Origin of the sequence: Saccharibacillus endophyticus (genome assembly GCF_013185185.1) — a bacterium.
Classification (GTDB): Bacteria; Bacillota; Bacilli; order Paenibacillales; family Paenibacillaceae; genus Saccharibacillus; species Saccharibacillus endophyticus.
The window spans coordinates 206,350-226,275 of the sequence record NZ_JAAZWE010000007.1 but is presented as its reverse complement, the minus strand read 5'-3'; the positions used below and the strand labels follow the sequence as shown (position 1 = coordinate 226,275).

At 53.9% G+C, this 19,926-nt stretch carries 14 protein-coding genes and 2 pseudogenes; 4 read left to right on the top strand and 12 right to left on the bottom strand.

Annotated features, from left to right (window positions below):
- Positions 1-134 precede the first annotated feature (134 nt).
- Together HRQ63_RS26070 and HRQ63_RS22695 are read right to left on the bottom strand one after the other, a co-directional pair.
- Positions 135-2,000 (bottom strand): annotated as a pseudogene (locus tag HRQ63_RS26070) (rhamnogalacturonan lyase); the annotation flags it as partial.
- Between the two features lie 249 nt (positions 2,001-2,249).
- The gene (locus HRQ63_RS22695) at positions 2,250-3,749 is read right to left on the bottom strand and encodes a DEAD/DEAH box helicase (RefSeq protein ID WP_172247525.1); all 1,500 of its coding nucleotides are present in this window, start codon (positions 3,747-3,749) and stop codon (positions 2,250-2,252) included.
- 256 nt (positions 3,750-4,005) lie between these two features.
- On the opposite strand from HRQ63_RS22695, the gene HRQ63_RS26400 reads away from it, so the two are divergent.
- Positions 4,006-4,089: a putative holin-like toxin gene (locus tag HRQ63_RS26400; RefSeq protein WP_371873213.1), complete on the top strand. Its 84-nt coding sequence runs from the start codon at positions 4,006-4,008 to the stop codon at positions 4,087-4,089.
- A 198-nt stretch (positions 4,090-4,287) separates the two neighbouring features.
- On the opposite strand, the gene HRQ63_RS22690 is transcribed toward HRQ63_RS26400, so the two are convergent.
- The 8 genes from HRQ63_RS22690 to HRQ63_RS22655 all read right to left on the bottom strand — a co-directional run bounded on the left by HRQ63_RS22690 (position 4,288) and on the right by HRQ63_RS22655 (position 11,173).
- Entirely contained in the window at positions 4,288-5,016 is a 729-nt protein-coding gene (locus tag HRQ63_RS22690) for a CPBP family intramembrane glutamic endopeptidase (RefSeq protein WP_229714138.1), read from the bottom strand.
- A gap of 4 nt (positions 5,017-5,020) precedes the next feature.
- A complete protein-coding gene (locus HRQ63_RS22685) occupies positions 5,021-5,575 on the bottom strand; it encodes a PadR family transcriptional regulator (RefSeq protein ID WP_172247437.1) in 555 nt (184 codons plus the stop codon).
- A 125-nt stretch (positions 5,576-5,700) separates the two neighbouring features.
- Positions 5,701-6,699: a tRNA dihydrouridine synthase gene (locus HRQ63_RS22680; RefSeq protein ID WP_172247436.1), complete on the bottom strand. Its 999-nt coding sequence runs from the start codon at positions 6,697-6,699 to the stop codon at positions 5,701-5,703.
- Positions 6,700-6,863: 164 nt separating this feature from the next.
- Positions 6,864-8,384, bottom strand: a complete 1,521-nt coding sequence (gene rlmD / locus HRQ63_RS22675; RefSeq protein ID WP_229714161.1) for a 23S rRNA (uracil(1939)-C(5))-methyltransferase RlmD — start codon at positions 8,382-8,384, stop codon at positions 6,864-6,866.
- A 687-nt stretch (positions 8,385-9,071) separates the two neighbouring features.
- The gene (locus HRQ63_RS22670) at positions 9,072-9,347 is read right to left on the bottom strand and encodes a DUF7660 family protein (RefSeq protein ID WP_172247435.1); all 276 of its coding nucleotides are present in this window, start codon (positions 9,345-9,347) and stop codon (positions 9,072-9,074) included.
- 178 nt (positions 9,348-9,525) lie between these two features.
- Positions 9,526-9,750 carry a helix-turn-helix domain-containing protein gene (locus HRQ63_RS22665; RefSeq protein WP_172247434.1) on the bottom strand — a complete coding sequence of 75 codons (225 nt, stop codon included), beginning with the start codon at positions 9,748-9,750 and terminating at the stop codon, positions 9,526-9,528.
- 10 nt (positions 9,751-9,760) lie between these two features.
- Positions 9,761-10,243: a DUF2975 domain-containing protein gene (locus HRQ63_RS22660; protein ID WP_172247433.1), complete on the bottom strand. Its 483-nt coding sequence runs from the start codon at positions 10,241-10,243 to the stop codon at positions 9,761-9,763.
- Positions 10,244-10,414: 171 nt separating this feature from the next.
- Positions 10,415-11,173, bottom strand: coding sequence for an SDR family oxidoreductase (locus HRQ63_RS22655; protein WP_172247432.1), 759 nt, complete (start codon positions 11,171-11,173; stop codon positions 10,415-10,417).
- Between the two features lie 188 nt (positions 11,174-11,361).
- Between HRQ63_RS22655 and HRQ63_RS22650 the strand changes: the two genes are divergently transcribed.
- A complete protein-coding gene (locus HRQ63_RS22650) occupies positions 11,362-12,012 on the top strand; it encodes a TetR/AcrR family transcriptional regulator (RefSeq protein ID WP_172247431.1) in 651 nt (216 codons plus the stop codon).
- A 107-nt stretch (positions 12,013-12,119) separates the two neighbouring features.
- On the opposite strand, the gene HRQ63_RS22645 is transcribed toward HRQ63_RS22650, so the two are convergent.
- The gene (locus HRQ63_RS22645; RefSeq protein WP_172247430.1) at positions 12,120-12,815 is read right to left on the bottom strand and encodes a hypothetical protein; all 696 of its coding nucleotides are present in this window, start codon (positions 12,813-12,815) and stop codon (positions 12,120-12,122) included.
- A 739-nt stretch (positions 12,816-13,554) separates the two neighbouring features.
- Complete coding sequence (locus HRQ63_RS22640; protein ID WP_172247429.1) at positions 13,555-18,351, bottom strand: S-layer homology domain-containing protein; 4,797 nt, start codon at positions 18,349-18,351, stop codon at positions 13,555-13,557.
- 490 nt (positions 18,352-18,841) lie between these two features.
- On the opposite strand from HRQ63_RS22640, the gene HRQ63_RS22635 reads away from it, so the two are divergent.
- Both HRQ63_RS22635 and HRQ63_RS22630 read left to right on the top strand, forming a co-directional pair.
- Positions 18,842-19,078, top strand: coding sequence for an ACT domain-containing protein (locus HRQ63_RS22635; protein ID WP_172247428.1), 237 nt, complete (start codon positions 18,842-18,844; stop codon positions 19,076-19,078).
- Between the two features lie 22 nt (positions 19,079-19,100).
- Positions 19,101-19,837, top strand: a pseudogene (locus HRQ63_RS22630) (DUF711 family protein); the annotation flags it as partial.
- Positions 19,838-19,926: the final 89 nt, after the last annotated feature.

Here is a 19,926-nt window from a genome sequence, read left to right as displayed (position 1 = left end):
GTAAGCGCGGTCGCATTCCCTGCCAATCCGGCTGCTTGATCCGGGATACGAACGCCGATCTTCACGCTGCCGCTCAACTTGCCGGCCAATACGTGCGGGTCGATATCCACCGACGAAGGCACGATATAATCGGCGTTCGACGGAGGAGGCGCGTCCATGCCGTTCCCCAAGAAGTAACTCGTATGCGGAGGTTGGTTGTACGCCACGTTTTGCCAAGCGATGCCCAATCGGTAAACGGGATCGTGCATCAGCGTCGGAATGCGGTGCTCGGTCGGGTCGGTCGTGGTGTACAATCGCAGCTCGGTGCTGTCCAGGCTGCGCACGATCACTTCCTCTCGCCAGTCGCCGAGCAGATCGGCCTGCAGCGCCGGGGTGCCTTTGGTACCGTTGTTCGACGTCGTGCCTTCCATCTTCAACAGATTGACCAGTTCGCCGTTCTCGTAATCCCATTTGTCGATGCGCGGCGTTCCGATGCCGATCTCGTAGTCGGTCCAGTCATGGTCCAGCAGCTCGCGCGACAGGTCGCCGTCCCACCAGATCGCGAAGTTGGAACTCGGAATGTTTTCGCCGATCTTTTGGCCGTCCGCCGTATACATGCCGCCGACCCTGCTGTTCCATTCCCCGGAGATCGCCCACGCTTCCGCGCCCGGATATCTCGGATCGACGTCCGCCGCCAGTCCGCGTCCGGTGTCTTCGCCCGTAGGGTGCCCCCACAGCAGTTCGCCCGTCGCGGCGTCGCGCATGGTGAATCCGTACTCGCCCCACTCGTGCACCTGGAACACTTCGAGTCCCGGCCGGTTCGGGTCCAGATTGCCGACGTGCATCGCATCGCCGTGATTCCAGCCCGTGGAATACAAGCCGGTGCCGTCGTGGTCGATGACCGAGGCGCCGAACACGATCTCGTCCAGGCCGTCGCCGTCCACGTCCGCGATGCTCAAGCTGTGGTTGCCTTGCCCTTCGTACTGCGGGTTGCTGTCGTCGGTATCGAACGTCCAACGCTCCGTCAACTCTCCGTTCCGGAAATCATAAGCGGTCAGCATCGTTTTTTCATAGTAGCCGCGCGTCATGACCAGGCTCGGCCGCTGCCCGTCCAGGTACGCGATGCCCGCCAGGAAACGGTCGCCGCGGTTGCCGTACGTATCGCCCCAATCGCCCATATTGCCGCGCGGCGGGGAAAAGTCGGTGCTGACCAACTCCCGGCCTGTTTCCCCTTCGAAAATCGTTAAGTATTCGGGCCCTTGCAAAATGTATCCGTTACCGTTGCGGTAATCGGCATCGGGATCTCCGATCACAGTCCCCGCCGCGTCTTTGGCTCCGTCTGCCGTTCGCATCGCCACTTCCGCTTTGCCGTCGCCGTCCAGATCGTACACCATGATTTGGGTGTAATGCGCGCCCGCGCGAATATTCGGCCCCAAGCCGATCCGCCACAGTCTCGTGCCGTCGAGTTTGTAAGCATCGATCAGCACTTCCCCGGTGTAGCCGGAACGGGAGTTGTCCTGCTCGCCCGCGCTCCATTTCAAGATCAGCTCGTACTCGCCGTCTCCGTCCAGATCGCCGACGCTCGCGTCGTTCGCGACGTACTCGATCGTGTCTCCGCTGGGCAGCACGGCGTCGGCCGGCTTTTGCAGCGGGATCGATTTGTATTCGTTTTTCCAAGTCTCCGCTTTAACCGAACGATCTACTTCTTTCCCATTCAAGATAGCGCTTACAGAATAGTTCGAACTTGCTTTTCCCGCAGCGTCCAGATAATTGGTGCTCGACGAGATCGGCTCCGCGTTGACTTTGCGCCCGTTGCGGTAAAGGTTGAACGTCGTTCCTTCCGGGTCCGTGCCTAGCAGCCGCCAGCTGACGAACACGCCTTCATCGGTGTTGACGGCGACCACGCCGCGCTCCAGATACTCCATCTGCCGCAGCCCGCTCTCTTGTGCTTCGGCAGCAGCAATCGGCGATTGTGCCGGGCCGACAAGCGCTACCCCCAGCACTGCCGCTCCGAATACCATCGCGCTTTTTCTCAATTTTCTTTTAAAACGTCCCAAATCGATCAAACCTCCTCATGATTTAATCAAAAACAGACTTTTAATTCTTTGAAAACCACATCCCTCACAGGCATCTTATCCGATATCAAACTTTTCCACAACTAGAATTAAGTAGTTTTCTGGAAATTTTCTGCTTGGTCGTCAGCTTGGAAAACAAAAAAATGCCCGGGGTTCTCCGTTACCGGATCCTCCCGAGCATTTTGGATCAGACCTTTAGATCCGAGCTTTTTGCACTTTCAGCAGCTTGCCTTTGACCGTCGTTTCCTGCATCGCGTTCAGCACCTTCGCGCCTTTGCCGTTCAGGATATCCACGTAGGTGACCGTCTCCTGCACGCTGATGATTCCGATATCTTCGGCCGTGATGCCTTCGATCCGGGCGATCGTGCCGACGAAGTCGACAGGACGCAGCTTTTTCTTTTTCCCGCCGTTGAAATACAGCTTCATGATATCCGCGTTCAGTTCTTCGCCTTTGGTCTTTTTCGCAGCCGGACGGTCGCGCAGCTTGCGGTCGAAGTCGGCCTGCGCTTCGGATACCGCGTAAGCGGACGGCTCTTCGGCGATCGGCAGTTCGAACCCGATATAGCTTTCGATATGACCGAGGAATTTGTCTTCGAACGGCGTGGCGAACGTGATCGCGATGCCGCTTTGACCCGCGCGTCCGGTACGTCCCGTACGGTGCACGTAGCTTTCTTTTTCCATCGGCAGATCGTAGTTGATCACGTGCGTGATGCGATCGATGTCGATGCCGCGCGCGGCGACGTCGGTCGCGACCAGATAACGGAACTTCCCGGCGCGGAATTCGTTCATCACGCGGTTGCGGTCGTCCTGCTCCATGCCGCCGTGAATTTTGTTCGCCGGATAGCCGAGACGCTCAAGCTGGTTCGCCACGGCGTCCACGTTGTCTTTGGTCCGGCAGAAAATAATGCAGCTGTCCGGATTCTCGACCACCGTCACTTTTTGCAGCAACGCCGGTTTGGATTTTTCGCCGACCCGGTACAATCTGTGCTGAATCTGCGTCTGACGCTTGTCGCCGGGCGAACCGATCTCGATATCGACGGGGTCGTTCATGTACCGGTGGCACAGGCGTTCGACGTCCTGCGGCAGCGTGGCGGAGAACAGCATCGTGACGCGCTCCGTCGGCAGCTCGCGGATGATCTTCTCCAACTGCTCGATAAAGCCCATGCTCAGCATCTCGTCGGCTTCGTCGATCACGAGGTATTGGATGCGTTCGAGGTCGATCGTGTCTTTTTCGATATGATCCATGACGCGGCCCGGCGTGCCGACGATTACGTGGTTGCGCTGCATCAGCTCGCGTTTTTGCCGGTCGAACGGCTGCTTGCCGTAGATCGCCGCCGCTTTGATCCGTTTGAAACGGCCGACGTTCATGATGTCTTCCTTGACCTGATCGGCCAGTTCCCGCGTCGGCGTCAAGATCAGCGCCTGCGGACGGCTTTCTTCCCAGTCGAGCAGTTGGCAGAGCGGAATGCCGTAAGCCGCCGTTTTGCCGCTGCCGGTACGGGATTTGACGGTAACGTCGCGGCCTGCAAGGGCTTGCGGGATGACCTGCTGTTGGACGGGGGTCGGTGATTTGTAGCCTAACGTGTCGAGGGCGCGGGTGATTTCGGGGCTGAGATTATAGTCGGAAAAAGAGGTTGACGAGGATTCCGCAAATGCGGCTTGTTTATTCGTATTTGCTGTATCGTTGTCGTTCATATTTTCTTGAATCGGTTGGTTCTCGTTCATGATATGAGTTAACTCCTTCGGTCTCGCCTGGTGCTGTGCGGATATCGGATAAGCGTAACATAAATCGGAGGAAAAGAGGACTGGCGTTTTTATGAAAGGTTATTTCAAAATAGCGCAAATCAGTAATATACGTATCCCTTTTTTATGCATACGTGATATACTGATCAAGCAATAGAAAGGCTAATATGGGCGGTCGGCTAATCTCCTGCAAAGGAGGTGATGCCAAGTGGAAATCTATCAAACTCTGATGTTGATGATCTCGTTCGCAACGTTGGTGATTCTGATTCTTTCTTTCCACAAAAAGAAATAGACCGCCCTGTGCAAAGGTAGCGGTCTATTCATGTGGCCCTATTCCAAAAGCCAACCGCCCTTAAAAGCGGCTATTGCATCGGGAGTCGTGTTAGCGCACGGCTCCTTTTGCGTTGCGTTCTTTGTTCTTCGATTATAGCAGTGACCAGGAGCAAATTCAATTCAAATCGTTGTCCGCTCAACGATTTGCCTTGATTTTTCACTCCATGAACAAAGCGCTAAAAATTACCACATCCTGCAAAAAGTGAATAGTCAGCGCCCAGAAGAACCCTTTCGTTTCCAACATCGACTTGGCCAAAAACCATCCAATGAATGCCGCCATCAATACGCCTACTATGCCGCCGGGATTGCCGAAGTAATGCACGATGCCGAACACGGCGGCTCCCAATCCTTGCGCGAGGTACGGAGAGTATCCGCTGCGGCTTACGACCGCGACGAACGAAAAACGGAACAGGATCTCTTCGCAAAACGCGTTGACGAGCGCGAAGGCGAGAATGAGCGGGATGCCGGGGAACAGATCGAAGCTGACGCTTTTCCCGTGCACGATCTGGAAGTAGATCACGATCGCCGTCACCAACGTGATCACGACCGCGAAATTCAACCCGAGGTGTCTCCACGTCTCGCCCGCTTTCGGTTTGATCCCGATCCACGGTTCGGGCCGGATCGAGCCGTCACGCTTTTTCAAGCTCAAGTAGGACAGCCCTTCCCTGCCGGTCATGGCATAAACAAGGGCGATCATGACGGCGGCCAGAGCCAGCGTCGTAAGCTGATATCCCAATTCGGCATTGTACCTTGCATGATCGAATACATCCGGCGACAGCAGCGGGCGGCTTCGTAACCAGAGCAGAAGAGGCGCGCAGGCAGCCGCCGCGATCGTGATCCATACGATGGGAAACGCGCCGCCGACCCTTTTTTCGCTCATCATCATCTCGTTATTCCCGCCCCTCTTCGTTCGGTTGGTTTAACGTATCTAGCGCATGCCGGCACCAGTCGATCGTCATCTGCAAATAACGCTCGCCGTAATCCAGCGTCAGCAGCCAAAGACGCGACTGCCGGTCGGCTCCCGCCGGAATGCTTGATTTGATGCCCGCGAGCATCGCCGTAATCTCTTCGGCAGACGCCAACTCCGCTTGGAGAAAGTCGATCAGCTGCGGAATTTGATGCTCTTCGGATACGAAAATCTTCATCAGCAGCTCGTTGCGCATCACGGATTCTTCGGGAGGAAGCGTCAACCAGGAATCCAGACGCTCCCGCCCTTGATCCGTCACGCCGTACACGATTTTTTTGCGTCCCGTCGCCGATTCTTCCACCACTTCCACATCGCCGTCCGTTTCCAGGTTCTTGATGCTTTTGTGGATATGCCCGTAAGATTCGTTCCAGAACAAGCCGATGCTTTCTTTGGAAAACTTCACGAGTTCGTAGGCGCTCATCGGCTTGATCCGCAGAAGGCCGAGAATGGCGAAGTGGGTGGTATTGATTCGCTTCATGGCTTCCTCCTTCATTCTATATATCTTTCGGATATATTATAAGGCTATCATAAATCGATTTTCGATAAATCGCAACAAAAAAAAGACCTTCGATTCGAAGGTCTTTTCATGGCATCATTCGTTTTTTAATTCACGGAAGGCTTGACCGTCTCTTCGGCGCGAAGCCGGCTTTCGAACTCCGCCAATCCCGCTCTGACTTCCTCCAGCGATCGGGCTTCCATCAGTTTCGTTCTCAGCTCGTTCGCTCCCCGGAAGCCGCGGACGTAGATTTTGAAAAAGCGCGGCAGCGCTTTGAACGGGCGCGGGTCCGCATCGGACGAATGCTGCTCGTGCAGATCCAAGTGCAGCTTGAGCAGGTTCAGCAGCTCTTCGCTGCCGTGGTCCTTTTTCTCCAGCTCGAACGCGAACGGATTGTGGAAGATGCCGCGACCGATCATGATTCCGTCGACGCCGTATTTTTCCGCAAGCTCCAGCCCTTTTTCCCGGTCGGGAATATCGCCGTTGATCGTCAGCAGCGTCTGCGGCGCGATCTCGTCCCGCAGCTGTTTGATCGCCGGAATCAACTCCCAGTGCGCATCGACTTTGCTCATTTCTTCCCGCGTCCGCAGATGGATCGACAGGTTTGCGATATCCTGCTTCAGGATATGCGTCAGCCAATCGCGCCATTCGTCGATCTCGGTGAAGCCGAGACGCGTTTTGACGCTGACCGGAAGCCCGCCGGCTTTAGCCGCCTGCACGATCTCTGCCGCAAGCTCCGGACGGCAGATCAGTCCGCTGCCTTTGCCGTTATCCGCCACGTTCGGTACAGGACAGCCCATGTTGATATCGATGCCTTTGAAGCCTGCTTCCGCCATGCCGATGCTCATCCGGCGGAAGAATTCCGGCTTATCGCCCCAAATATGCGCCACGATCGGCTGCTCGTCTTCGGTAAACATCAAGCGTCTGCGCACGCTGTGATGCCCTTCCGGATGGCAGTAGCTCTCGCTGTTCGCGAACTCGGTGAAAAAGACGTCCGGCTTCGCCGCCGCGCTTACGACATGGCGGAACACGACGTCAGTAACGTCCTCCATCGGCGCCAGTATGAAAAAGGGTTTCGGCAGTTCCTGCCAAAAGTTTGGTGTCATGTTCAAAACCTCTCTATCTTGTGATCGTTTGCTTATGCACTTAGCTTAATTCGAATACTTCTATCGTAAGTTGATTCGGCATCAAATGCCAAGTTTTTAATAGCGGGAACCTATAAACAAAGCCCGAACGTTTAAGTTCGGGCTGATAACTGCACGGCTGTATTTTATTTCTTCACCAACACCGTCACGCACTCCACCTGACTCGTCTGCGGGAACATATCCAGCGGCTGTACCGATTGGATCTCGTACCCGCCGTCCAGCAGCACTTTGCAGTCTTTCGCCAGCGTCGACGGATTGCACGACACGTACACGAATTTCTGAGGCTTCGTGCGCAGCACCGTCTCCAGGAACTTGCGATCCAGTCCCACGCGCGGCGGGTCGGCGACGATCACGTCAGGGCTGTAGCCTTCCTTCGCCCAGCGCGGCAGCAGGTCTTCCGCTTCGCCTTCGAAGAAGTCCGCATTGTCGCGGCCATTGCGCTCGGCGTTGCGACGCGCGTCTTCGACCGCTTCCGGGATCACTTCGATGCCGCGGACTTCGGCCGCGTAAGGAGCCAACCACAGACCGATCGTGCCCGTGCCGCAGTAAGCGTCGACGACCGTTTCTTTGCCCGTCAGCGCAGCCCCGGCTTTGACCGTCTCGTACAGCTTGATCGTCTGCTCCGGGTTCAACTGGAAGAAGGCGCGCGGCGACAACGTGAAGTTCAGATCGCCGAGCGACTCGTTCATCGCTTCGTTGCCCCACAGGCCGATCGTGCGCTCGCCGAAGACCAGCGGCGTTTTGAACGGATTCACGTTGACCGACAAGCCGCTCATTTCCGGGAGTTCCAGACGCAGGCGTTCGATCAGATCTTCCTGACGCGGCAGGTCCGCCGTCTCGGTAACGAGCGTCACTTGGATCTCGCCGGACTGGAAGCCGTTGCGCACGACGATGGTACGCACGCCTTTGCGCGTCCCGCTATCTTTGATATCGCCGCGTCCGCCGCGGCTGTCGCCTTTGGACAGCGGAATGTTCAGGTCGCCGAGCACGGCCTTGACGCGGTCGATCGCGCGGTTGACCTGCGGATGCTGGATCGGGCAGCCGCTGATATCGACGATCTCATGGCTGCCGATCTCGTACAGGCCGGCGATGACTTCGCTTTTCGCGCCCTTAACGTCGCGGCGCTCCACTTGAAGCTGCGCCTTGTTGCGGTAATCCCACGGGCGATCCATGCCGAGCGTCGGCTTGATCTTCAGATCGCTGAGGTTCGCATAACGGCTGAACGCTTCGCGCACGATCTCCAGCTTCGCGATCAGTTGGCCTTCGTACGAAATATGCTGAAGTTGGCAGCCGCCGCAGATTCCGTATACCGGGCAAGGAGGCTCGACCCGGTGTTTCGATTTCTTTTCGATCTCGATCAGCTTGGCTTTGATAAACTTCGCTTGGGTTTCCAAAACTTCGGCTTTGACGACTTCGTTGGTGATCGCGCCGTCGACAAACACCGCTTTGCGGCGGAAATAACCGACGCCTTCGCCGTTGATGCCGATCCGCTTGATCGTCACGACGATGCGGTCGCCGACTTTGACCTGCTCGGCGTCCGCCGGAGCAGCCGTCAGTTTGCCTGCTGCCGCATTGCCGTTCGGGTACGGATTTTTGCCCGCTGCCGCAGGATCGCGCTGCACGCGGCCGCTTTGCGTTTTGCCCATATCGGTGCCCGATACCGGCGCTTTGCTGCCCGCGTAAGGCTGGCGCGAAGCCGAAGTCTCGCGCTTGGCCTTTGTTTTCTTTTGTCCGGATGCTTGCTTGGCCGCCTCGGCGCTCGCCCGTTCGCTTTGACGCTTCTCGTAACGCTCGCTCGGGCTCAGGCGTTCCGCTTGATCGTTCGATTCGGCCGGGCGCGCCGATGCCGAAGCACGGCCTCGTCCTGCCGAAGCTCCGCGTTCGCTCCGTTCTTTGCGCGGAGCGGGTTTTCGCTCGCTCTGCGCGGCAGGCAGAGCAGACGCCGCCTGTTCGCCGCCGACTTCTTTGCCCGGCATCGCGCTGCGTTTCACGCCCGGCTTCTTTTTACCTGAAGGCCTGTTTTTCTTTTTCTCTTCTTTGGCCGTCTGAAGCTTGCGCTCCTTGCGGCTGATTCCTTCTGACTTGCCTTTTTGCTCGCTCATGTTCGTTAACTCTCCATCTATATTAAAATTGGATACTGCTCGCACTCGTCCATCCAACGTCCGTCCGCATTGTTTCCGTGTTCACTATACCATTTTACCGCGAAAAAAGAACCTCTTCGTTACGAGCTGCGCGCAGCCGCGGAGTCTCTTCGCCCTTTTCAGGCTGGTCGATTCCCGCGCGCATACGCCCGAACGAAAAAGTTCCCTCGGATGAGCGTGAAGCCTGATTTCTTACTCGTACCGTCCGGCCGCGAACAGCAAAAACGCCAGCCGTTCCCACTCCACGTCGGCCCGGCGCGAAACCGCGGCTCCCGGCAAACGGCCTTCTTTCTCGTCCTGCTCGTGCGCGCCGTCCTCGACCCAGGCGGCGATGCTGAGCAAATAATCTTTTAAGGTAACGTTTTCCCATTCTTCCCGATTGGTCTCCAAATCCTCCGTCAGTCGATGGACAAACGCGATAAATTCGTCTCTTCCCGTTACTTTCGTCAATTCCTCATGAATATTCATTGCCGATTCCCCCGTCTCTTCTGCTTGCTTCCACATCACTTTATCGGATAAAAATCGGATGTTGCGTAGAGAAAAAAGGCTTTTTGGTGAAAAGTCCTCTCTATTATAAAACAAATAACCTACCTTATTCAGGCAGGTTATTTATAATCGCGTATTTTCCCGTTTTCGAAATCCCGGCTTATTCCTCCGCGTTTTCGATATCCGGTCGATATTCCAACAAATCGCCCGGCTGACAATCCAGCGCTTTGCAGATCGCTTCAAGCGTGGACAGCCGGACCGCTTTGGCTTTGCCGTTTTTGAGAATCGACAGGTTCGCCATCGTGATGCCGATCCGTTCGGACAGTTCGGTCACGCTCATTTTCCGCTTCGCCAGCATCACGTCGATATTAATGATGATTGCCATGGAATCCTCCTCACACCGTCAGTTCGTTTTCAAGTTGGATCGCGATCGCTTCTTGAAGCAGCTTCTGAAGCACCGCGGCGAACACGGCGATGACCAGGCAGGCGAAAATGATAACCATGCCGATCACGATAATCCCCGGCGCGTCGTCGCGTTCGGCCATCAGGTAAAACAACGGCATTCCGATCGCGAATAGCCCGCCTACCCCGATGCCGCAGTATTTGATCTTTTTCAACGCCTGCACGGCCAGATCCGAAAACGCGCGCTTGTGCTCGATATGAACCAGCAGCTTGAACGCCTGCACCAGCGCGAAGTAAAAAGGAATCGCCGTCGCGTACAAATCGATCCACACCCATATCCGAATCGAAGTATACTCCGGGTACAGCTCCGCCGCAAAGTTTCCGATATTCGGCACCACGAAAATGTAGATCGCCAAAATCGGAAGCCCGATCAGGACAACCGCCGCCTTCAAAAAAAGTGTCGTGCCTCGTTCCATGCTTTTTCCCTCGCTTGTCTGTGGATTTGCTTAGATTCTAGCGCATAATTTATCGTTTTGCAATAAATAAATGATGATAAATGATAATTAAATTCTTTTAATCAATAAAAAAACTCCTTCGGCCTAAGCCGAAAGAGTTTAAGATTCGCAAATTTAACCGGTTCGATGCGATCAGTAAGCGGTCCAGCCCGCGTCTGCCGCCAGCGTCACGCCGTTAACGAAGCTGGAATCGTCGGAGCCGAGGAACAGCGCCACTTTCGCGATCTCGTCCGGTTCGCCGACGCGAGGATTCAGGTTCATGCCGGCCATCGCGCGCTGCGCGCCGAATTCGTTCGGCTGGCCCATCGAAGCGGAGATATTCGTAGCCACGCCGCCCGGCGCGATCGCGTTGCAGCGAATGCCTTTTACCGCGTATTGGAAGCCGACGTTTTTCGTCAGGCCGACCACCGCGTGCTTGGATGCCGTGTAAGCCGCGCCTGCGCGCGAACCGTTCAGACCGCCTGCCGAAGCCACGTTGACGATGACGCCCTGCCCTTTTTCCAGGAAGATCGGGAGGGCTTTGCGAATCGCGCGCATCGGGCCGGTCGTGTTGATCGCGAAAACGCGCTCCCACAGCTCGTCCGTCAGATCGCCAGCCGGCGTAAAGGCGTCCATAATGCCCGCGTTGTTGACAAGAATATCGAGCGTGCCGTATTTTGCGACCGTGCCGTTGACGAGCGCTTGGATATCGTCTTCGGACGCAACATTCGTTTTGATCGCGAACGCTTGGCCGCCCGCATCTTTGATCTCTTGGGCTACCTTTTCCGCCGCTTCCAGATTAATGTCCGATACCGCAACCTTCGCGCCTTCCGCCGCATACAAAATCGCGATGCTGCGTCCCATGCCCGATGCCGCTCCCGTTACGATCGCCGTTTTGCCCTGAAGTTTCATGTTTGCGTCCTCCGTATCAATGAATGTATTTTCGTCAACAAATGTTCATTATCTACTGCTGAATTTAGTATAATCAATCATAGACAGCGCATTCAATCGGTAAAAGAGGCTCCTTTTGTTCATTAATAATCACCTGCTTGCTTTGCTGTTCATTAAGTCATTTTACTGTGAAAAAGGAGGGCTTCCAGATGACCCATCCCCATCCTGAGTCTGAGACGGCTGCGCCGGAGTCTTTGTCGCATGTCGACCGCCGTATTCGACGCTCCAAAAAGGCGCTCAAAGAAACGCTGATTGCCCTGATGCGCGAACGCGAGTTCAAAGACATCTCGATCACCGACCTCGTGCACGGCGCCGATCTGAACCGAGGTACCTTTTACAAACATTATCGGGACAAAGAAGAGCTGCTGGCGGAAGCGGTAGACGACGCGATGACCGACCTGATTGCTTCGTTCCGCGAACCTTACGCCCACACGGATTACTTCGATATTCGCAAACTGACCGCTTCCGGGATCACCATTTTCGAGCATGTGCATCGGCACGCTTCTTTTTACGCGCTAATCGTCGAATCGCAAGCCCTGCCGGGATTTCCCGACCGAATTTGCGGCGTGATCAAAGAACTCAGCCTGCACGACCTGGAGGCCGCCGACGTCAATCCCCGGATCGATCGCGGCTTGTACGCCGGCTATCAGGCTTACGCGATCTGGGGGATGATTTTGGAGTGGATCAAAGGCGGTTACGCGCATACCCCGGAATATATGGCGAACCAGCTGCTGGAGTATATCCGCAGTCGTCCGGCGGGCCCCGACGTCGTGTATCGCAGCGATCGGAAAAAGACGTAGAATTAAACGGAGAAGATTCCTCGAGTGCGCAAAAATCCCCGCAGCGACAACGGTCGGCGGGGATTGTTTTTTTTATACAAGAGCATAGGGGAATTTCGAGAAAAAGGCTAGCCGGTTCCCGCTCTGCGTCTCATTTTGGATTGGGTTTGGGAAGGGATATACGGCGACACGCTCTGATCCATGCGGGTCATCCAAATGTAAATCAGCAATCCGAGGATCGGAATCAGCCCCAATAACGCCATCGCCTGAGGCAACGAGCGTCTTCGAGATCCGGTATAGATCGCATATACGGACAATAACGTCAGCAGCAAGAAGTCCAAAGTCATGACGTTGACGAGCATCGATGTGCCGAACGCTTCCCTGTATACGCCGAGATCGCCCAGCAGAAGCCCCCATCCCATCACAAGCAGCGTAACGGTAAACAGGATGCCGTGCGTGATCGAAGATTCCGTCGCTTTGCGCAGTCCTTGCGGATGGCGCAGATCATGCGAGCCGGCATGCGTATTCGAAGTAAGAATATAGTAAGGCAGTAAAGCGAACGCACCCAATCCGAAAGACAAGATCACGAACGGCCAAGCCGGAACGGCGCGATCGTCATGTCTGAGCAGCATGCAAGCAAACGCCAGCGGGAACAGTCCGAGCAAGCTAAACATGGCAAGCAACGACGGCTCATCCGCTTGAAGCGTCAGCAGCGGTCTCAACCACGGGTCCTCCCCGCCGCCCGCTCCGGGCGCGAAAAACAGCGCGTACACGATGAAGGCCAGCCATACGACGAGCAGCAGCACGCGGGAGATGCGGGTCATGGCGGTCACACCTTTCTATGGGAAATGGGCGCAGGGAGCCGAAATGGAGACCTGCTTCCTTCTGAAGCGGCTCCTTCCCCTTTATTACCCGAAACGTCCCATCCTGGCAAGCAAGCATTACAAAAAAGATGAAATAAATGAAGGAAAAAAACGAAAAAACACTCGCGCAGAGGAGGGTAGCGCGAGTGCTTCGGTCTTGCTCGAAACCTGGAATCGGGGGGTGGTTTCGGCGGGGTTACCGGCGGAGAGAGTTGGGGTTCTCTGCCGGGTTGCAACGAAATCAATATAGCACACGGTTCTGAACATTTTCTGAACAAGGAACTCATTTTCGGTCGATGGCTACGTCCTGATGAAAATGAGTTCCCGCGATAAGCGACCCTTTTTTTGGTCCATCACTGTGTACGGATAAAAAGTTGAGGGGCGCGATAAGCGACTATTTTCGGTCGATGACTCCGTCCTGATGAAAATGAGTTCCCGCGATAAGCGACCCTTTTTTGGTCCATCACTGTGTGCGGATAAAAAGTTGAGGGGCGCGATAAGCGACTACTTTCGGTCGATGACTCCGTCCTGATGAAAATGAGTTCCCGCGATAAGCGACCCTTTTTTTGGTCCATCACTGTGTGCCGATAAAAAGTTAAGGGGCGCGATAAGCGACTATTTTCGGTCGATGACTATGTCACTCCGCATAAAAAAGAGACCAGGCCGAAGCCCGGTCTCTCATTCTCTATTCGTATTGCTCTTACCGCTGCATCGAAGCCGCGCGAACCGCATCGTAAGCCCAATACGTATCCGCCACGTCATTCCACGACGCTGCACCCGGCAGCGCCGTCGAACCGTCCAGCCCGATCAAACGGTTAATCATCGTGACCGCTTCGGCGCGCGTTACGTTTTGCTCCGGCTTGAAGCTGCCATCCGCATACCCCGTTACCACGCCTGCCGCTTGCAGCTCCGCTGCCGGAGCAGCTGCCCAATGGCTTGCTGCCAGGTCGCTGAATCCGGCCGCTTGAATGTTTGCGTCCAATCCGCTTTGCGGGAGCAGCTTCGCCAAAGCCGCAGCCAATTCGCCGCGCGTGATCGACGCATTCGGCTTGAACGTGCCGTCGCCGTAGCCCGTCATGATACCCAATGCCGCAGCCGGTCCGACGACCGTCGAAGCCCAGCTTCCGTTTTTCACGTCGCCGAATGCCGCCGTGCCTTCCGTCACGCCCGTGATCCGGCCGACGATTGCCGCCAGCTCGGCGCGCGTGATGTTCTGCGCCGGTTTGAAGCTGCCGTTCGCGTAGCCCATGATGTAAGGCGACGCGATCAGCGTGCTGCCCCAATTGCTGACGTTCACAACGGTGAAGGTACTGAAGTGATTCACCGTAATCTCAATGCCCAGTTTGCCGTCTTCTTGAGTCACGACCGTGCCGCGAACCAACTGCTTCGTTCCGTCGCTGTGCTCAATGTACACGCCCAGCTTTTGACGTTGCGCCGCCGTGAAGCTGCTGTTTGCCGGAAGCGGCAGAGTCAGCGTCACCGGACGGCTTTGCAGGTTCGTTTCGATCGTCATAGGGCGACCGACCACCGTAATATCGCCGCCGTTCGCGGTCGCCACAATCTCTTGATTCGCCAGTGCCCGTGCTTGAATTTCTTCGCTTGTCGCCGTGCTCTTCACCGGAATCAGACGGAAGTACAGATCGTCCGTCAATCCTGTCAGCGACGAAGCCGGAACTGTAATGCGTACGTTCGGGTTCAGGATGACCAGCTCGACGCCTTCATCCGTCAGCAGTTTCGCTGCATCCTTCGGTACATTCAGATTCCATTCGGACACTTCGTCAATCGCATCCGGAAGCACGATTGCTGCTGTTTTGGAACCGGATGCTTTCAACAATTCGATAATTTCTCTTGCTTTCGCTGGCGTGAATTGCAGTTGGTCCTTCACGGTACCGTCTGCTGCTTTCGTACGCGTGATCGTCAGCGTCGACACAACTGCACCATTTGCCGCTTTGTCATTTTGTACATTGACATTAATCGTTGTTGTCGTCGGTTGTGGCGTCGGTGTTGTCACAACCGGGGTCGACGTTCCCCCGCCGCCTGTCGATGGATTTGTCGGGTTGGTCGGATTCGTTGGCTGTTCCATGAACGCTTTCAGAATCGGATAACCGCTAACGGTATCCATTGACCAGATATTTTGGAAGTCCCAGTCTTTAAAGCTTGATCGAGTTTTCATTTCTGCCGTCGAAAGTTTTTGAGCCAATGCTGAAGTTTCGTTCAACGGCATGTCATACGTACCATCCCAGTAATTCGAAATGCCCGATATAGGGTCGGATTCAAAGCTCGGCCCTTCAAACGGCCAAGCATCAGCAAAAATACCAATGTCATTAACAATTACGTCATGGCTATCCGCAAACATGATTGCCGTAATCTCGGAAGAGCTATAGTTGTTTTGGAAAACAATCGGGCTTTCCGAGTTTGTAACTTCATTAAGTTGTACAGACTTGTAGATGACTTCGCCTGCAAACCCTGCTGATACGGCTGCAATGCCTCGTGCAGAAAAACGTGGCATGTCCGGTGTCACTTTTGCCCAAGCGTAGTTGTTGGAAATCGAATGAACACCTGATGCTTCATTCATATAAATAGAACCAACCAAACCGCCCAATACTCCGTATCCTTCCACCTTGCCGCGGAAATAGCTTTCGCTTACCGTACTGCTCAGTACCTGCCCAAGAAGGCCGCCTACATATTGATTGCCGCGGACAGAACCTTCGACTGCAACTTTTTCAATTACAGACTCAGTAGCAGTTGCTGCCAAACCACCCGCAACCTGCGAAGGTGCAATATCTACGTTCGTAAGGCGAAGGTTCCGAACCGTTGCCTGGTTCAAAGCCTCAAAGAGACCACCTACTAAAGCCTCGTCTTCTCCTCCGCCAACTTTCAATCCATCAATCGTATGTCCACCGCCATCAAAAGACCCCCCGAAAAGTTCAAGGTCATTCCCGATCGGTTTCCAGGAAGTACGGTCTTGAGTAGACAGATATTGATCCAGTTGATCTTTGGAAATATCTTGAGTCAATATATAGTTTCCTTGCAGATCGTCACGAATATGGTCGAGATCGGCTGGTGTTTTCATCACATTCCAGACGACACCGTCAATCTCTTTTTTCTCGTACTCGTATTGAAGCGTTCCCTTCGGTACCACTACGTTTGACGCACGAGAGAATCCGGATGCCCCGGCAGTACCGACCGCTTTTACAGCAAACATATACGACTTGTCGTTTGTAAGATTAGTCGCGGTATAAGTCGTCGAAGTTACATTCTGTGCAATTTCAACCCACAGGTTCAAATCTTCTGGTGGATAAATGCCTTCGAATCGATAAACGTTATAACTGTCCGCTTCCGGAGAAGCGGTCCAGCTTACTTCAGCCTTTGAATCTGAAGCAACTGCCTGTACATTTTCCGGACGAACAGGAGGCAGCGTCACTTCTTCGGCGTAAGGTCTCAACGTCGGATATAAAGACTGCTGCGTATTCAGCGTCCAAATGTTCTCAAAATCCCAACCGCTGCTTTTAAAAGCGCTATCCGATCTCATCTCGTTTTCGCTCAAAGCAAATGCAAACGGGTATTCATCGATGAGGAAATTTTTAGTTTTATTCCAATAGTTCGCTTTGAAACTCAGTACATCAATATAGCTCGGATTGACGTATCCCAGAAACGCTCCGATTCGATCAATTTGCACTGAATTTCCGGCCGTCAAATCCACAATATTGGAGCTGTAGTTGTGTTGAACCGTAAAGTTAGTGACTAGGTCATCGGAGTCGTTTCCGCTATAGGTTGCTCCGATAAATCCTCCGACACTGTCAACCTCTGTATCGTAATTTGTGCCAGGAATGATTGGAAGCGATTTGACATTGCTCCATGTGTAGTTGTCGGAAATGACGGTCCCCGGAACCAAACTAAGCTCTCCGATAAACCCGCCGATTTTATAATTCCCTTCGACCGATCCTTGTACTGCATTTTGCCTGATTTCACCACTGTATACGCTACCTGCTAACCCTCCGATTGAATCATTATTCGGATTTTCAGCTGTCGTGACTTTAACATTAACGGAATTATAAAGAATTTGATCCCGCTCGCTATCACCAATTAACCCGCCGAAATCGAATACGGAAGAGCCGCTCGTACGAAGACGTGCATGGACAACGCCCGTGACATTATTTTGGGTATAAAGCGTTTGTCTGGAGTCGCCGACCAACAATCCGGTTGTCCGGGTTCCCCATACTTCGCCTTGAACGGTTACTTCTTTGATTACGGAATATCTGGATTCTCCCGCCAAAGCTCCAACGTAATTTCCGGCCTTGATATTCACATCCAACAAGTTTACCTTTTGGATTTCAGCTTCGTTCAAGCTTCCGAACAATCCCATATTTCGCACAGAATCATTCGTCTGAATATTTAAATCTTTAATCGCGTAATGGTTTCCGTCGAACCGCCCTTTAAACGGAGTATCGTTTGTACCGACCGGCACCCACGCACTTAAATCAGCAATGGATACGTCATTGGCCAATCGATAGTTACCATTCAAGTTGTCACGAATATGATCCAGATCAGTGGCAGTTCGGATCATATTCCACTCAACCCCGTCTTTGTCTGTATACGTGTCGTACGTATATACGGATTTATCTACCATCTTCAAAATCCGATGGTTTCCCGTATCTGAAATGTATAGAGTTCCGTCCGCGGCAACGGCTACGCCTTCCGGAGCATCCAACGCTGTTTGCAAAGGACTTCCTCCTGCGGCTCCCATTCCTTCATTATTGGTTCCGGCAACAACTTCTATCGATCCATCAAGTCCAAGATCGGTATCGATTTTCACGATTCGATGACGTCCGGTTTCGGCTACGTATAATCCGCCTTGACCGTCTGCCGCTATTGCTGTAGGACGACGAAGACCCGTAGCCAGCAATGTCACATTACCCGATTCATCGCTTTTCAAGATGTTCCCTGTCGATGTCTCGGATATATATAAAGTTCCATCCGCAAAATCAACATCTTTGGGCCCGTTCACGTCCATATGATCCAAAAACACCACAGTTTCCGAAAGGAACGCATCCCCATTGCCTGGAGTCAACGTCGATTTTACAATTTGATTCGCGGCTTGATCGGCAATATAAACCTCGTTCGAACCTGGAGCGAAAGCTACGCCCTCTGGTTGTTGAAGGTAAACCGAGTCTACTACCGTTTGCGCTTTATATGTTGTGACTCCGGATTCCGGTTGCTCCGTCTGGAAAGGAATAAACAGTCCCGGATCCGGAACCGTGGACGTGAAGAAAGGAAGTCGTGACAAATTCGGATTCATCGTGACATCATTTACCGAAACAAGTTCCTGCTCTTCATTCCGAATTTCCACAGAGTCAATCAACGCTTCAATCGATTGATCCGAGGAAGAACTTTGCTTGCCGAAAAGAAAAACTTTTTGATTATCGGGATCGTTGGCAACCAGCGTCGTCATCCCATTCACTTCGATATAACTTAAAGCAGCGGGCTTCTTCAACAAGGAAGAATCTCCAGAAACATCGGCTCCATATACTTTTACCAAGACCTTTTCTACATCAGACGAAACCGAAGATGCCTCGGCTTTTTTAGCCCCTATCAAAGGAACGGTACTCCCCAATACCATCACACTTGCAAGTACGGCGATGCTGCTTTTTTTCCACCATCGGCCTCCGGCAATTTCAACAAATCGATTTGATCTATGTTGCCTCAAACTTCATCATCCCCTCTATGTTGATCTTTGGAAGCTCACTCCCGTATTTGTACCAAAACACTATATCAACTGGCTCTAAACAAATTCTAAACAAGCTTGCTTGTTTCGGTCATAATAGCTCTAGATATATAGATCCCCACTCCCATCAAATCTCCATTTTCACCCTCCCTCCCGATTTGACATAACAACTCATAACTTAACGCGCTGACGCATTACCGAATGCCGATAAACCAGCTGCATCTCATAGTCGCCAGCGCATGTCAACAAGGGGAATTTCACGATGAAAGGCATCATTGCCAAAGTCTGCACCTGCCTCGCGGAACAAAACGTCAACATTCTCGATATCTCGCAAACGATCGTGCAGGACTACTTCAACATGATGATGATCGTGGACATCTCCAGCCCGGCAAAAGCGTTCGAGAATCTGATCACGGATCTGCACGACTTGGGCCTGACCATCGGAGTCGAAATCAAGCTTCAGCACGAAGACATTTTCAACAGCATGCACCGAATTTAGGAAAGGAGGCTGATGACCCATGATCTCGAAATTCGAAGTTCAAGAAACGAACACCATGATTTCCGAAATGAAGCTCGACGTGCGGACCATCACGATGGGCATCAGCCTGATGGACTGCGGACACCCGGATCTGAAGACATTCAATCAAAAGGTGTACGACAAAATCACCCGTTTGGCCGAGCATCTCGTCAAAACGGGCGAAGATCTGGAGCGTCAATTTCCTCGGCGGCTTCTCCGCGCTGGTGCAGAAAGGCTATACCAACAGCAACCGCATCCTCATCGACAGCATGCCGGAAGCGCTGGCCGTGACCTAACGCGTCTGCTCTTCCGTCAATATCGGCTCGTCGCGCAGCGGCATCAACATGGACGCGGTCAAAAAGATGGGCGAGATCATCCGGCAGACGGCCGAGCTGACCGCCGACCGCGATTCGCTGGGCTGTTCCAAGCTGGTCGTATTCTGCAATGCGGTCGAGGATAATCCGTTCATGGCCGGGCGTCAGCGGCCCCGGCGTCGTGAAAAGAGCGCTCGAAGACGTCAAGGACGTCGATCTCGAAACGCTGTGCGAGACGATCAAGCGCACCGCATTCAAGGTAACGCGTGCCAGCCAATTCGTCGCGCAGGAAGCGGCAAAGCGCCTCGGCGTGCCGTTCGGTAGCATCGACCTCTCGCTCGCTCCGACGCCTGCAGTCGGGGATTCCATCGCGAAAATCTTCCGGGTGATGGGCCTGGAAGAAGCCGGCGCGCCGGGCACGATTGCGCGCCGTTTATCAATCGCGGCGGCCGCGTACCGGCGCCGATTCATAGTTTTAAAAACTGATCGGTATCTTCTTCAGCCCGCGACTACACT

Coding starts and splice junctions, on each gene's coding strand:
- HRQ63_RS22665 (WP_172247434.1), bottom strand. CDS start 9,750: ATGGCAATCATCATTAATATCGACGTGATGCTGGCGAAGCGGAAAATG.
- HRQ63_RS22650 (WP_172247431.1), top strand. CDS start 11,362: ATGACCCATCCCCATCCTGAGTCTGAGACGGCTGCGCCGGAGTCTTTG.
- HRQ63_RS22645 (WP_172247430.1), bottom strand. CDS start 12,815: ATGACCCGCATCTCCCGCGTGCTGCTGCTCGTCGTATGGCTGGCCTTC.
- HRQ63_RS22680 (WP_172247436.1), bottom strand. CDS start 6,699: ATGACACCAAACTTTTGGCAGGAACTGCCGAAACCCTTTTTCATACTG.
- HRQ63_RS22635 (WP_172247428.1), top strand. CDS start 18,842: ATGAAAGGCATCATTGCCAAAGTCTGCACCTGCCTCGCGGAACAAAAC.
- HRQ63_RS22670 (WP_172247435.1), bottom strand. CDS start 9,347: ATGAATATTCATGAGGAATTGACGAAAGTAACGGGAAGAGACGAATTT.
- rlmD (WP_229714161.1), bottom strand. CDS start 8,384: ATGGGCAAAACGCAAAGCGGCCGCGTGCAGCGCGATCCTGCGGCAGCG.
- HRQ63_RS22660 (WP_172247433.1), bottom strand. CDS start 10,243: ATGGAACGAGGCACGACACTTTTTTTGAAGGCGGCGGTTGTCCTGATC.
- HRQ63_RS22695 (WP_172247525.1), bottom strand. CDS start 3,749: ATGAACGACAACGATACAGCAAATACGAATAAACAAGCCGCATTTGCG.
- HRQ63_RS22685 (WP_172247437.1), bottom strand. CDS start 5,575: ATGAAGCGAATCAATACCACCCACTTCGCCATTCTCGGCCTTCTGCGG.
- HRQ63_RS22690 (WP_229714138.1), bottom strand. CDS start 5,016: ATGATGATGAGCGAAAAAAGGGTCGGCGGCGCGTTTCCCATCGTATGG.
- HRQ63_RS22655 (WP_172247432.1), bottom strand. CDS start 11,173: ATGAAACTTCAGGGCAAAACGGCGATCGTAACGGGAGCGGCATCGGGC.